Annotated in this window: 12 protein-coding genes; all 12 read left to right on the top strand. The window is 45.5% G+C overall.

What is annotated here, in order from left to right; genetic code table 11:
• Positions 1-6: 6 nt before the first annotated feature.
• The 12 genes from nuoI to spoIIID all read left to right on the top strand — a co-directional run bounded on the left by nuoI (position 7) and on the right by spoIIID (position 13,627).
• On the top strand, positions 7-450 hold the full coding sequence (gene nuoI, locus ACFQ0C_RS28265; RefSeq protein WP_379371658.1) for an NADH-quinone oxidoreductase subunit NuoI: 444 nt from the start codon (positions 7-9) through the stop codon (positions 448-450).
• A gap of 1 nt (position 451) precedes the next feature.
• Complete coding sequence (locus ACFQ0C_RS28270; RefSeq protein WP_258213922.1) at positions 452-976, top strand: NADH-quinone oxidoreductase subunit J; 525 nt, start codon at positions 452-454, stop codon at positions 974-976.
• Positions 973-1,290: an NADH-quinone oxidoreductase subunit NuoK gene (gene nuoK, locus ACFQ0C_RS28275; RefSeq protein ID WP_258213923.1), complete on the top strand. Its 318-nt coding sequence runs from the start codon at positions 973-975 to the stop codon at positions 1,288-1,290. Before ACFQ0C_RS28270 ends, nuoK begins: the two co-directional genes overlap by 4 nt.
• 35 nt (positions 1,291-1,325) lie before the next feature.
• Positions 1,326-3,209 carry an NADH-quinone oxidoreductase subunit L gene (gene nuoL, locus ACFQ0C_RS28280; protein ID WP_379371661.1) on the top strand — a complete coding sequence of 628 codons (1,884 nt, stop codon included), beginning with the start codon at positions 1,326-1,328 and terminating at the stop codon, positions 3,207-3,209.
• A complete protein-coding gene (locus ACFQ0C_RS28285) occupies positions 3,199-4,833 on the top strand; it encodes a complex I subunit 4 family protein (protein ID WP_379371663.1) in 1,635 nt (544 codons plus the stop codon). Before nuoL ends, ACFQ0C_RS28285 begins: the two co-directional genes overlap by 11 nt.
• Before the next feature lie 43 nt (positions 4,834-4,876).
• Complete coding sequence (locus tag ACFQ0C_RS28290) at positions 4,877-6,352, top strand: NADH-quinone oxidoreductase subunit N (protein WP_379371897.1); 1,476 nt, start codon at positions 4,877-4,879, stop codon at positions 6,350-6,352.
• A gap of 478 nt (positions 6,353-6,830) precedes the next feature.
• Positions 6,831-9,365 (top strand): S8 family peptidase, encoded by a 2,535-nt coding sequence (locus tag ACFQ0C_RS28295; protein ID WP_379371665.1) that lies wholly within the window; start codon positions 6,831-6,833, stop codon positions 9,363-9,365.
• A gap of 30 nt (positions 9,366-9,395) precedes the next feature.
• Positions 9,396-9,647, top strand: a complete 252-nt coding sequence (locus ACFQ0C_RS28300; protein ID WP_258213927.1) for a DUF1146 family protein — start codon at positions 9,396-9,398, stop codon at positions 9,645-9,647.
• Positions 9,648-9,827: 180 nt separating this feature from the next.
• Positions 9,828-11,156: a UDP-N-acetylglucosamine 1-carboxyvinyltransferase gene (gene murA, locus ACFQ0C_RS28305; RefSeq protein WP_379371899.1), complete on the top strand. Its 1,329-nt coding sequence runs from the start codon at positions 9,828-9,830 to the stop codon at positions 11,154-11,156.
• A 153-nt stretch (positions 11,157-11,309) separates the two neighbouring features.
• A complete protein-coding gene (gene spoIID / locus ACFQ0C_RS28310) occupies positions 11,310-12,344 on the top strand; it encodes a stage II sporulation protein D (protein ID WP_379371667.1) in 1,035 nt (344 codons plus the stop codon).
• Positions 12,345-12,421: 77 nt separating this feature from the next.
• Complete coding sequence (locus ACFQ0C_RS28315; RefSeq protein ID WP_379371669.1) at positions 12,422-13,153, top strand: peptidoglycan DD-metalloendopeptidase family protein; 732 nt, start codon at positions 12,422-12,424, stop codon at positions 13,151-13,153.
• Between the two features lie 186 nt (positions 13,154-13,339).
• Positions 13,340-13,627 carry a sporulation transcriptional regulator SpoIIID gene (gene spoIIID / locus ACFQ0C_RS28320; protein ID WP_133233977.1) on the top strand — a complete coding sequence of 96 codons (288 nt, stop codon included), beginning with the start codon at positions 13,340-13,342 and terminating at the stop codon, positions 13,625-13,627.
• Positions 13,628-13,677 lie beyond the last annotated feature (50 nt).

Genomic DNA, 13,677 nt, shown 5'->3' on the forward strand with positions numbered 1-13,677 from the left:
GAAAACATGAAAGGTATAGTCAAAGGTCTCGGTGTTACCCTCAAAAGCATGACCCAGAAAAAAGTGACCTACGCATATCCAGACGTACCTATACAAATGCCGGACCGTTTCCGGGGTATTCAGTACTTTGACCCGGATAAGTGCATTGTGTGTAACCAGTGTGCGCGTATATGTCCGACGGAATGTATTACCTTGACAGGAAAAGCGAATCCCGACCCCGAGAAAAAGGGCAAGGTTATCGACACATACGATATCAATTTTGAGTTATGCATATTATGTGACCTGTGCACGGAGGTTTGTCCGACGGAAGCTATTGTAATGACCAATAACTTCGAATTGAGTACGTACAGCCGTGATGATTTGTTCAAAAATATGGAATGGCTAAGCGGAAATACTGCGAATATACGGAAAGAAAATAACTCAGCGCTTCCGAAAGGTGGGGCCAAGTAAGATGTTAGCTAATATTGGAGCTTTCATGTCCAGCGGCGAAAATATTGCGTTTTTCGTGTTTGCATTACTGGCCATCGGTGGCGCTATCTTTATGTTAAGCTTTACTAAAGTGGTGCACATGGTAGTGGCGTTAGCATTGACGTTTATAAGCATGGCAGGCTTGTACGTCATATTAGACGCTGAATTTGTGGCTTTTGTACAGGTGCTGATTTATGCTGGCGCGATTTCGATTCTGATGATCTTCGGGATTATGATGACGAAGCATCAAGGGGAGGAAGAAGAACCTAAGCGTCCCGTGTACAATACACTGCTTTTTATCGGGGCCGCTGGTTTATTCGGAATTATCTTCTACGTGATTCAGACGGCGACTTTGCCTACGGGAGAGTTCAAAGCGCCGGAGGATAATACAATGGAGATCGGCAAGCTGCTGTTTAACCAGCATGTTATTCCATTTGAATTAATGTCGGTTCTGCTGACAGTAGCCTTCATTGGTGCAATTGTTATCGCGAAGAGAGAGGAGGATTGACCTTGTCCGGATTAGCAACTCCTTATTTAACGCTTGCTGCCATTTTGTTCTGCATTGGGCTCTATGGAGCATTATCCAAAAAGAATGCGGTTATCGTGCTTCTATCTATTGAATTGATGCTTAACGCGGTAAACTTGAATCTTATAGCTTTCTCCAAGCTCGGTGTTAACCCGGGACTGACAGGTCAGATTTTCTCCTTGTTCAACATTACAGTCGCCGCTGCGGAAGTAGCTGTCGGCATTGCGATTCTAATTACGCTGTACCGGAATAAAGGAACGACTGACGTGAATGAAATGGATTCGTTAAAACGATAGCCAGCTTACGCAAGCTTGAAGGAGGACATAAATTCATGATATCGGCCTACTCGCAGTATGCCTGGCTTATACCTTTATTTCCATTGCTATCGTTCTTGATCCTGACGGCAATGGGACGTCAATTAAAAGAGGCAGGCTCCTACATAAGCATAATCGCTATGTTTGCTTCTTTTATTGTAGCTATGCTCATTTTTATTGAGCGGTTGGGCGGGCATATCGAAGATTATACTTGGAATAAGCTCACTTGGCTCAAGCTGGGCTCGGCTTCCTTGAACTTGGGCTTTGAGATTACCAATTTGAACGCCTTAATGCTCGTAATTGTTACGTTGGTTAGCTTGCTGGTTAATCTGTATTCCAAAGGTTACATGCAGGATGACGAGCGCATTAATGTATTTTTTGCATACATAGCCTTGTTTACCTTCTCGATGTTAGGATTGGTAATATCCGAAAACCTCGTGGAGCTGTACATTTTCTGGGAGCTTGTTGGTGTGTGTTCCTTCTTATTGGTGGGCTTCTGGTATGCGAAACCGGAGGCGCGCGCCGCTGCCAAGAAAGCTTTTATTGTAACGAGGATTGGAGATGTAGGGCTTTTAATCGCGATCTTGCTGTTGTTCTGGGCAATGCCCAATCATGCGATGGACTTCAGCTCCATTCATAATGCGTTTACAACCGGCAAAATTTCAGGAGGCCTTGCAACCTTAATTGCTATTCTTATTTTTGTAGGGGCTGCAGGAAAATCGGGTCAATTCCCACTGCACACATGGCTGCCGGATGCAATGGAAGGCCCGACGCCAATCAGTGCTCTGATCCACGCAGCAACAATGGTTGCGGCTGGTGTGTATTTGGTGGCACGTACGTTTGATGTTTTTCAAGCATCACCGACGGCGCTTACTGTTGTAGCTTGTATCGGGGGCTTCACAGCAATCTTTGCGGCAACAATCGGTACTTCACAAAATGACATTAAGCGAATTCTTGCTTATTCTACGGTAAGCCAGCTTGGGTATATGATGATGGCTTTGGGAATAGGTACGACGGTTGCTTATACGGCGGGTATTTTCCACCTATTTACTCATGCGTTCTTTAAAGCACTGCTGTTCTTGGGAGCAGGCAGCGTTATTCATGCTGTACACACTCAGAATATTCATGAAATGGGTGGTGTCGGCAGTAAAATGAAGATTACGGCGTGGACATTCGGAATAGGTACTCTGGCATTATCCGGAATTCCGCCATTTTCAGGCTTTTGGTCCAAGGATGCGATTTTAGCGGAGGCTTATACGCATAATCAGTTGTTGTTCTGGGTGGGGCTTGTAGCTGCTTTTTTCACCGCATTCTACATGTCCAGACTGTTTTTCCTAGTTTTCTTTGGGAAACCACGGCACCAAGCCCATGTTCATGAGTCACCAGCTACGATGACGATTCCGCTTGTAGTATTGGCGGTTCTTGCCGTTGTTGCGGGCTTTGTGTTCACACCATTTAGTCCATGGCTAGGTACTTGGCTGACAGGGCATACGCAAGAGGAGCATGCGAATCTAGTCGTGATGATACTGTCAACACTCGCAGGCCTACTGGGCATTGGGCTTGGTTATTTGGTTTACATCAAGCGAACCATTCCAAGCGATTTGGTATCAGGTCCTGCACCATGGCTGTACCGCTTGCTTAATCGTAAATATTATATCGATGAGTTTTATGATGCAGTAATCGTAAAGCCGCTAAAAGGACTAGGCGAAGTGCTTCACCTGTTTGATACCTTCGTTGTAGACGGGGTCGTCCGGCTGATTAGCTTCTCGGTAGTAGGGATTGGACGTCTAGGCTCAAGATTGCAGAACGGCCAAGTGCAAACGTATGGATTAGTCATGCTGCTCGGGCTGCTCATATTGGTGTTGGCTTTAGCGGGAAGGAGATTTATCAATGCCGGATAATATACATATTTTGTCACTGATTGCCTTCTCTCCACTGCTGGGTGTGCTAGTACTGATGTTTATGCCTAAGCATCAAGGACAATGGATTAAAACTATCGCAATCATCGCAACACTGATTCCGTTGGCATTATCAGCATGGCTGTATGCCTCATTCAATCATCAGCTTCCAGGACCGCAGTTCTCCGAGGAGCTGGGTTGGATTCAAATACCGCTCAATCATGAAGCTGGCGGATTGAATCAATTGACGTCCTTCTTTTTTGAATTCAAATATGTGATGGCTGTGGATGGTCTATCCTTGCCGCTTGTATTTCTAACCGCTCTGGTCAGCACTATGGCTGCTCTGGCGTCTGTCTACATCAAGAAGAGATGGAAGTCTTATTATATCTTGTTCTTGCTGTTAGAAACGGGAATGTTCGGCGTGTTCATGGCTCAGGATTTATTCTTGTTCTTCGTATTCTTCGAAGTGACGCTTGTTCCGATGTTTTTCCTAATTGGAATTTGGGGCTTCATTGAGCGTGAACGAGCGGCAAACAAATTCTTGATTTATAATGGAATTGGTTCTGCTATTATGCTGGTAGCTTTCTTGATTCTCATTAGTACGGCAGGGTTCGGACAAATTTCCAACGATGCCGGAACATCGCTTTATTATAGCGGCAACTTGCATCTGATTATGGAAAATTTATTCCAAGGTCAAGCTTCTTTCGTTAACCAGAGCACTTTGGGAGAGGGGCCTAGCCCATTTTACCTTAGCGATGCTATGAAATGGACGCTGTTCATTATGCTGCTGGTAGCTTTCGGCATTAAGCTTCCGATATTCCCCTTTCACACCTGGATGCTTAAAGTGCATACGGAGGCTCCAACTTCCGTTGTTATGATCCACTCGGGGATTTTGCTGAAAATGGGTGCGTACGGTATGATTCGGTTCGGCATCCTGCTCTTCCCTCAGCAGGCCACGCAATGGGCTACAGTGCTTGCGATATTGGGAGTTATTAATATTTTGTACGGAGCTGTACTTGCTTTGGTGCAAAAAGACTTCAAGCTGGTACTAGCTTACTCCAGTATTAGCCATATGGGGATCGTTTTGCTGGGGCTTGCTGCTTTTAACACAGTAGGTATGGAAGGCGCTGTCTTCCAATTGGTATCTCATGGGCTAATCTCAGCGCTTATGTTTTTGTTAGTGGGTGCCATCTATGAAAGAACGCAGACCACGATGCTGGACGAAATTGGCGGTTTGGCCAAAAGCATTCCTTTTATCTCGGGCATCCTGCTCGTATCAGGGATGGCGTCGCTGGGGCTCCCAGGCTTGTCTGGCTTTGTGAGCGAGTTCCTGGCTTTCGTTGGCTTGTTCGAAACAGCAAAAGTATTAACGGTCATTGGTACCTTAGGTGTAATTTTAACAGCGATATATGTATTGCGCGGGGTACTCAGCATAACCTATGGACCGCTCAAAGCTCCATCAGAAGTTATGAAGGACGCAAGGCTGATAGAAGCCATACCAATGATAACGTTAGTAGCTTTTATTATCGTGCTTGGGATTTATCCGGCAGTATTGACGGATCCTTTACATCAAACTGTGAGCAGCTTTGATCAATTCATCAAAAGCGTCGCTAAAATAGGAGGTTAGACCGGTGGAACAACTACGTCTCCAATGGAGCGATCTCGGATATATGGCGCCGGAGCTGACTCTGGTTATAGCTGCTGTGGTGTTGTCATTGCTAGACCTGCTGCTGCCGAAGCAAACGAACCGTACTCTGCTAGGCTGGCTTTCGCTGGTTAGTATCGTAGTATCCGGACTTTTTGTGGTAAGCTATCTCAACCCGGTAGAAACAAAGCAGCTGCTTAATTTAAGCTATCGAATTGATGATTTCGGAAATATTATTAAGCTTGTCTTGTTGACCGGTGCAGGCTTCGTCACTTTTATGAGCATCGGTTCCTTGAAGAAAGATGAAATTCCGCATATTGGGGAATTTTATTACCTGCTGCTTCCGGCAACGCTAGGCGGTATGATCATGGCTTCCTCGGGAGACTTGATTACTCTTTTCGTTGGTTTGGAGCTCTTAAGCATTACCTCCTACATCCTGGTGGCTATGCGTAAGAAAGATCACCGGTCTAACGAGGGAGCGTTCAAGTACATTGTGCTGGGAGGTATTTCCTCGGCAATAATTTTATACGGAATGTCCTTTCTGTACGGTATATCCGGCTCCACAAACATATCAGTAATCAATACAGTCATAGGCCAAAATGCGGAAGCGGTATTGCCGTTCATCTACTTGTCTTTCTTCCTCCTGTTAGCGGGCTTCTGCTTTAAAATTGCGGCGGCTCCGTTTCACATGTGGGCACCCGATGTGTATCAGGGCTCAGCAACGCCGGTTACTGCGTTTCTAGCTGTCGTCTCCAAGGCTGCAGCATTCGCCGTTATGTTCCGCATCCTTTACGGTGTATTTGGAATCGGACAATTAATGGAGCTTCCTGTTCATAAGGATGTATTGCTCTCTCTAATGGTAGTTGCTGCTTTGGCAATGGTGCTCGGTAACTTTATAGCACTGCGCCAAACTAATCTGAAGAGACTTCTGGCCTACTCAGGTATCGCTAATTCTGGATATTTACTTGTACCGATCGCCACTCAATTTTCGATGGTGCATTTCTCCAACTTTTCGGAGTTCGCTTTTTATCTGATTGCTTACTTGTTTATGAACATCGGGATTTTCGCTGTACTGATGATTATTGAGCATTCTACAGGAGATGAGCAGATAAGCGGGCTGGCAGGTCTTTATTATCGTGCTCCAGGTACTGCGGTAGCTACGGTACTGCTCGTTCTATCGCTTGCGGGACTACCGTTGTCGGGCGGCTTTTTCGGAAAGCTGTACATTATGCTCGGAACGCTGCAGACTCACAATTACTGGTTAGCGGCTATCATGATCGGAACAAGCGTAGTCTCCTTCTACTACTATTTTGGTTTTATTAGGCAAATGTTTATGCGCAGCGATTTTGAATCGCGTGAGATTAATGTGCCGCTGCCATTGGGAATAACCTTGTGGTTATGTGCGGGGATCAGCGTGCTGCTGGGTATTGTACCGCAGCTGGTGCTGAGTTGGATTGAACGTATCTTCTCCTTAACGCAGGACTTGTTCTTTTTTGGATAGAAGACAGACAAAAGAAGCAGAAAGCGAATATGTATTCGCAGTTACGGTTATTTCGGGAAACTGATGGAAGGCAACCTCTTCCCCACCCTACAAATTGAAAATTAGGTGTTGGAGAGGCATCAGACCGATTCCTAGGTGGCTAGGTAATGTATGAAAAAAGCTCAGTGATCTGCAAATTGCAGACCGCTGAGCTTTTTTTAATGGACAAGAAATTATAAGTTTTCGGGGTTCCACCCAACGTACAAATGTAGATCGAACAAGCAGATGAAAAAAGAAATAAAGGGCAGTTCATGTGTAATGATCTTGTAAATGGGTAATAGATAGGGAGAAAATAGAAGATAGCTGCTGTCCACCCGAGTTTGTTCATAAAACTTCCACTTTTTACTACGTACTTTCTATTTATCTTTTGCAGGGAAATGGTAAGGTTTTATCGAACAGTATAAGGCTACTCCTAATTTAGCGTAAAGGATCATGGACAATGCAGTATAAAAAGATCATTCATCATTTCATACGTTATGGGGTTGCAGGAATTATCGTTTTCATGGCTTTTTTAGGGTCTATTTATGCGAAGAGTCCGACCGTTATAGCAGCGGCTGCCGACGATCCGTTTGTCCCCAAGCAAACATATTTAGAGCAAATTCATGTAAATGATGCTTGGGACGTTGCAACAGGCAACACCAATATAACTATAGCCATTGTAGATACTGGAGTCGATTTAAACCACCCGGATCTTAAGCCGAACCTGGTGAGCGGTGTTAACTTAATTAATCCAAGCCGTCCACCTCAGGATGATAACGGCCATGGGACGAATGTCGCAGGCGTCGTGGGTGCTGTCGGGAATAACGACAGGGGTGTTTCGGGGATATTGTGGAAAGCCCGAATTATGCCTGTTAAAGCGTTGGAAGCTGATGGATCCGGAGGAGAAGCTAAACTAGGTGAAGGCATTCGATATGCTGTTGACCATGGGGCCAAAATCGTTGTTTTGTCACTTGGCTTGAATAAATATTCCAATTACATGAATGATGTGGTGCAGTATGCAGAGGAAAAAGATGTACTGTTAGTTGCCGCAACCGGCAATGAGGGGAACAGGGTGAAATATCCTGCCGCATACCCAACAGTGCTTGCCGTAGGAGGTATGACGACAGGAAATACCGCGGATTCACGTTCCAATACAGGCCCGGAGATTGACCTGGTTGCACCGTGGGATGTGTTTACCACTGCAAGGGGAGGCTCCTATGAATATAAGGATGGCACCTCTATGGCTGCGCCTCAGGTTGCGGCTGTCGCTGCATTGGCTTGGAGCAAATACCCGGGCATGAAAGCTTATCAAATACGCCAGCTTCTAAGGCAAACCGCTGATGATCTGGAGGCGCCCGGATGGGACAGCTCTACCGGTTATGGCTTGCTGCGGGCAGACCGCGCTTTAAAGGAAATGCCTTTAGCCGATATGTACGAACCTAATAATCGTAAAGATCAAGCCAAATCAATCTCTGTCAGCAAAATGATTTCTGCCTCTTTTACGGATGGCGCAGATCAAGACTGGTATTACTTTGATGCTCCATACAACGGTAAGGTTAACTTCACCTTTGACATTCCGGAAGGGCAGCAAGTAGCCATCCAGCACACCGATGCAAAGGGTACTTTCTCCAGTCTAACGGCCAAGCCGGGGCAGCCAGCAAGCGTTCAGGTGAGTAAAGGTCGAAGTTATGTGCAGCTGCAGCTAGCCAACCGCAATTTTAAGCAAGAGGTACTCTACAAGCTAACCACTTCTTTTGATATTTACCGGGATCAATTCGAGGATAACGACCGTCAATACAGCGCCTATGTATTACCGTCCAGGAGCCAGATCCTCAAGGGGACCTTTCATCAAATAGGTGATCAGGATTGGTTTGAACTGCCTATAAAGCAATCAGGATCTCTTAGCATAAGTTTAAGTGTAGATACTGCCAGGATCGATCCTGTTCTGTTTGTACAAAAGCAGGGGGAGAAATCTTATACGGTGGACGAAGGCGATGATGGGATTACAGAATCGTTGATATTACCTGAAGTGTTTCCAGGAAGCTATTATATTCGAGTATCGAATGTGAAAGAGTATCAGTTCCCGGTGACGGGAGAGTATACATTGACTATAGACTATGACGTTAAACAAATAGACCCGAATGAACCGAATAATCGATCCTATCAAGCTACGACAGTTTCGCTGGAAACAGCGTATTATGGCCTCATAGATAAGTTGGATGATCAGGATTGGTTTCAATTCAAGGTCTTGGAGGATAGTCTGGTTCAAATCAACCTGACGGACATTCCGGATGACGTTACCATGTACATGTACTTGTATGACGGAAGTATGCGGTCTATGACAAATACAGATGGATGGAATGCGGTTCAGCTTCAACAACGGCTGCCGGCAGGCACCTATTACGTAAAGTTAACTGCGAATCAGGCATTTGATCGAAATCTGTATCAATTTAAAGTGAGCGCCAAGCCGCTAATGGGTAATTTTACAGATATTCGGGGACACTGGGCGCAGGACAGCATTCTGGAAATGAGCGGGAATAAAGCTATAGAAGGGTATGACGATTATACATTTCGTCCTAATCAGACGATAACCCGAGCAGAAGCGACTACCATCTTGAGCCGGGCGTTTAACCTTACTAAGCAAAAGAATATCGCTTATACAGATCTTTCACCGAAGCATTGGGCCTTCGTTCACATTGCCAGGGCAGCACAAAGCGGAATTATTGACGGCTATCCAGATCAGTCATTTGCACCCGATCAGCCGGTCAGCCGTATGGAAATGATCTCCATGTTTGCGCGCAGCTTGAATAAAACGGGTAAACAACGGGGAGACGTCCCTTTTACGGATGTGGATAATAATTACTGGGGCGTTGGTATTTTGAAGCAGTTGAAGGCCGAAGGTTGGATTGGGGGATATGCGGATGGAACGTTTCGCCCTGACCAGCAAGCCACGAGGGCTGAGTTTGTGACTATGCTTGCCCAAATGACGCCATAACCTTTTAATAAAGAAAGTAGGGATAAATGAATGGATTATGCAGAACAAATGAGTACTTCCATGGGCATGAATGGATTGTTGAATATAGTCATCGTATTGATATGCATAGGCTGCTCCTGGTGGGCGCTTCAAGAGATTCATCTGGAAAAAATACTGAAGCGTCCGAGAAGCGTGCAAAGCAAGCTGCTTCAAATCTTGCTTTCTATTGCCTTGGGCTATCAGGTTGCTCGCTTTGTTATTGATTATTTTCATTGGTCAACTTGGCTTCCAGGGATGTTTTAAGTGATTTCAGAATAACCAAGGTGAATATTGTCAACAATGGATAGTACGACCGTTGTAAATCCTTGTGTTAGCTCCGAATACTATCGTGACCGGTTTTTCACAAAATGAAAATTTACATGCTGAAGGTTCAATGCTAAACTGTTACAGTGTGCAAAGAATACAGCGCGGAGGGGGACCATGATGAGCAAAATTATCGTCCGCGGCGGCCAAAGGTTGTCAGGCAGAGTTAAAATACATGGCGCAAAAAATGCAGTGCTTCCAATTATTGCCGCCTCTATATTGGGTTCAGACGGAGAAAGCATGATTTATGATGCACCTCCATTGGATGACGTCATTGTAATTAATAAAGTTTTAGAAAGCTTAGGTATTGAAGTTGAATATAAGAATGAAACGATACGTGTCAACGCTCAAAATATCCAGACATGCGAGGCGTCATACGAATTAGTCCGGAAAATGAGGGCTTCCTTTCTTGTGATGGGACCTTTATTGACCCGTATGGGTCAGGCTAGAATCTCGCTTCCGGGTGGATGTGCTATTGGAACTCGTCCTATCGACCAGCATCTCAAAGGTTTTGAGGCGATGGGGGCCGAAATTGAGTTAGGCCACGGTTACATTGAGGCCAGGATCAATGGCAGGCTCAAAGGTGCCAAAATTTATTTGGATGTTGCTAGTGTTGGCGCGACGGAAAATATAATGATGGCTGCATCGCTCGCTGAAGGGACTACCACCATTGAAAATGCGGCGAAAGAACCGGAAATTGTCGATTTAGCGAACTATTTGAATGCTATGGGTGCCAAAGTTCGCGGGGCTGGAACCGGATTGATTCGCATCGAAGGCGTCGAAAAGCTGGGCGGAACTGTACATACGGTTATACCGGATCGGATCGAAGCAGGTACTTACATGATTGCTGCAGCAATCACTAATAGCGATGTTTATATTGAAGGAGCTATTGGCGATCATTTGCGTCCGGTTATTTCCAAGATGCAGGAAATGGGCGTGCAGATCGAGGAAGATGAGAATGGACTACGTGTATATACAGACAAGCCGCTGCGTACGGTTGATGTGAAGACGCTGCCGTATCCCGGATTTCCTACCGATATGCAGTCTCAGATGATGGCGCTGCTGTTAACGGCAGATGGCACCGGTATTGTAACAGAAACGGTATTCGAAAACCGTTTTATGCATGTCGAGCAGCTGGTCAATATGAATGCTCAGATCAAGGTTGATGGTCGAACGGCCGTTATTAGCGGAGGCAGCAGACTGCGTGGGGCTAAAGTATGTGCAACAGATCTGCGCGCAGGAGCTGCATTGATTTTAGCTGCGCTTGCAGCTGAAGGTGAGACCGAGGTCACGGGTACACATCATATCGACCGGGGTTACGTGGATATTGCGAACAAGCTTAGATTGCTGGGAGCGGATATTCAACGTATGTCCATGGAGGTAGTTGCCGAGGAAGAAGAAGAGGAAGCAACTATATCAATCTTCGCCGTAAGTCCGAGCATGGCTTAGGAGCTTGATCATTCCAAACGAAGAGGAGATTCTCTGCATGATAGAGAGTCTCCTCTTTTCTATGTCCGGGTTCTATTCTATCTTTTTGGCTCATATGATGATGTTACCTGTCATTATGGAATCTAGCGCCGACAGAAAGACGGAGGAACCAATATGGACAAAAAGAAAGCAATTCGATGGGCAGCAATATGCCTGTCCAGTTTTGTTGCCGTAGTAGTGATCGTTCCTTCCATTCTTGTAAAAAGCAATCCACGTGATCCTTCATCTGTAGGTGTACTGCCCCCGCCAGGCTTGCAGCAGAGCCAACTGGCGGAGCAGCCTGCTTTTCAAATCCCCGTTTATATGTCCAAGCAAAAGAAGGTAGAAATGCTGCTTCTGGAGCAGTATGTCCGAGGCGTGCTCGCGGCAGAAATGCCGATAGAGTTTGAGCTGGAAGCGATGAAGGCTCAGGCGATAGCAGCAAGGACTTATATCATTCGACGAATGATAGAGCAGGACTCCAGTAATGTACCGGTTGTAGGCGCTTGGGTTACCGATACCGTAGCTCATCAAGCGTATGTAACAAACGAGGACTTGAAGAAACGTTGGGGCCCTGAAGCGTATAAGGCGAATTCGGACAAGCTGGACCATGCAGTGAACGAAACGAAAGATTTGATACTGACCTACAAGGATAAGCCGATCCAAGCCAACTTTTTTTCAACAAGCAATGGATTTACGGAAAATTCCGAGGATTATTGGAATGAATACATTCCTTATTTGCGAAGCGTTCCGAGTCCTTGGGATATTAAGCTTTCTCCAAGATATAAGGAGACTATTACGGTTCCGTTTAAGGACCTGCAGCGGAAGCTAGGGACCACAGGAGTCCTTCCTGTCTCTACAAACAGCAGCAATGGGTTAAAGGTACTGGAGATGACACAAGGCCACCGTATCAAGAAAATGGTTGTTGGAGGCAAAACGTTTACAGGTCGCGAGGTCCGTGAGCGGCTTGGCTTGAATTCCTCTCAGTTTCAATGGAGCTGGAAGGGCTCAGACCTTCAAATTACTACCTTCGGCTACGGGCATGGGGTTGGTATGAGTCAATGGGGAGCCAATGGAATGGCGAAGGAAGGGAAAACCGCGGAGCAGATTGTGAAGTACTATTATACCGGTATTGAAATAGATAGAGCATCGAACCTAGTAAAAAAATAAAAGTTTCTAAAAAAATAAGCTGTTTATGCGTATAAATCTCGTAACCGTGGCAAGAATGGTTAGCGAGGTGATAATCTATGAATGATCAAAAAAGAGATTTACAGAACAATGAAGAGGCTCCTAAATCTAACGAGGGAGTGCAAGGCAATCCAGCTTTTTCTTGGAAACGATTTTTGGCAAAGAAATGGGTTTTTCCTGCAACGTACATGGCAGCTGCGGCAATTATCTTAACGTTAATGTGGGTATACCAGGATGCCGGCAAGTCGGCTCTTAATGGTGAACTGGGCTTGGATGGCAAGTCTACCACAGTAACGAATAATGTTATGAAGCCGGAGTCAGTAGCTGTTAATACCGTTACAGAGACAATGCAACTGCCGTTTAAGGAAAAAGGTGAGCTGGATGTAATTCTACCGTACTTCGATAGTAAAGCATCCAATGAAGTGCGCCAAGCTGCAATGGTTGAGTATGGAGACACCTTTACACCGCACATGGGAATGGATTTTGCGAAGCATGACAATTCTGTGTTTGATGTACAAGCTGCGATGAGCGGTAAAGTCACGACAGTGGAGAAAAATCCGGTTGTTGGCAATTTGGTTGAAATTACGCACAGTAACGGTCTCGTAACTGTGTATCAGAGCTTGGCGGAAATAAAGGTTGCTAAAGACGCTGATGTGAAGAAAGGCGACGTTATCGCCAAGGCTGGACGCAATGAACTGGAAAAAGATCAAGGCGTACACCTTCATTTTGAAGTAAGGCAAGGGGAGAACGGAGCATCCGTCAACCCGGAGCAGTTCTTCGCTGAGCATTAAGTTTAAGCAGAGTTACAAGCGGGAGCGTATAGGCGCTCCTTCTTTTTTTGTATAAAATCATGCATTTATTGCTTGTCCTTGAAAATAATTGTGGCTTATAAAGCTTGTCACGCTTGGAAACAAAGAATATAAGTAAACGCCCCTCATATAATGTACCAAACTAACTCGAGTAGGGAGGCGAGGGGAGTGCACGATTACATCAAAGAGCGAACCATTAAAATCGGACGTTGCCTGGTGGAAACGAAGCATACGGTTCGCACAATCGCGAAAGAATTCGGTGTTTCCAAAAGTACGGTGCACAAGGACTTAACCGAAAGATTGCCTGAGATAAATCCGGATTTGGCTAATCAAGTGAAGCACATTTTGGAGTATCACAAATCGATTCGCCACCTGCGGGGCGGGGAAGCTACGAAGATTAAGTATCGGAAGACACGCAATCCTAAAGCACAAGAGAAGTTGGTGACAGCTAAGTAAGGTATAAGTTCTGATGGTATTCCCCCTTACCGATCCAAACCGACAGAAGG

This window comes from Paenibacillus sp. GCM10027630, assembly GCF_042676305.1.
In the GTDB taxonomy this organism is placed as follows: Bacteria; Bacillota; Bacilli; order Paenibacillales; family NBRC-103111; genus Paenibacillus_S.

What these genes read in the sequence shown, in the direction of transcription:
- ACFQ0C_RS28315 (WP_379371669.1), top strand. Translation starts at nt 12,422, where the DNA reads ATGAATGATCAAAAAAGAGATTTACAGAACAATGAAGAGGCTCCTAAA.
- spoIID (WP_379371667.1), top strand. Translation starts at nt 11,310, where the DNA reads ATGGACAAAAAGAAAGCAATTCGATGGGCAGCAATATGCCTGTCCAGT.
- murA (WP_379371899.1), top strand. Translation starts at nt 9,828, where the DNA reads ATGAGCAAAATTATCGTCCGCGGCGGCCAAAGGTTGTCAGGCAGAGTT.
- ACFQ0C_RS28290 (WP_379371897.1), top strand. Translation starts at nt 4,877, where the DNA reads ATGGCGCCGGAGCTGACTCTGGTTATAGCTGCTGTGGTGTTGTCATTG.
- nuoI (WP_379371658.1), top strand. Translation starts at nt 7, where the DNA reads ATGAAAGGTATAGTCAAAGGTCTCGGTGTTACCCTCAAAAGCATGACC.
- ACFQ0C_RS28270 (WP_258213922.1), top strand. Translation starts at nt 452, where the DNA reads ATGTTAGCTAATATTGGAGCTTTCATGTCCAGCGGCGAAAATATTGCG.
- ACFQ0C_RS28295 (WP_379371665.1), top strand. Translation starts at nt 6,831, where the DNA reads ATGCAGTATAAAAAGATCATTCATCATTTCATACGTTATGGGGTTGCA.
- nuoL (WP_379371661.1), top strand. Translation starts at nt 1,326, where the DNA reads ATGATATCGGCCTACTCGCAGTATGCCTGGCTTATACCTTTATTTCCA.
- ACFQ0C_RS28300 (WP_258213927.1), top strand. Translation starts at nt 9,396, where the DNA reads ATGGATTATGCAGAACAAATGAGTACTTCCATGGGCATGAATGGATTG.
- ACFQ0C_RS28285 (WP_379371663.1), top strand. Translation starts at nt 3,199, where the DNA reads ATGCCGGATAATATACATATTTTGTCACTGATTGCCTTCTCTCCACTG.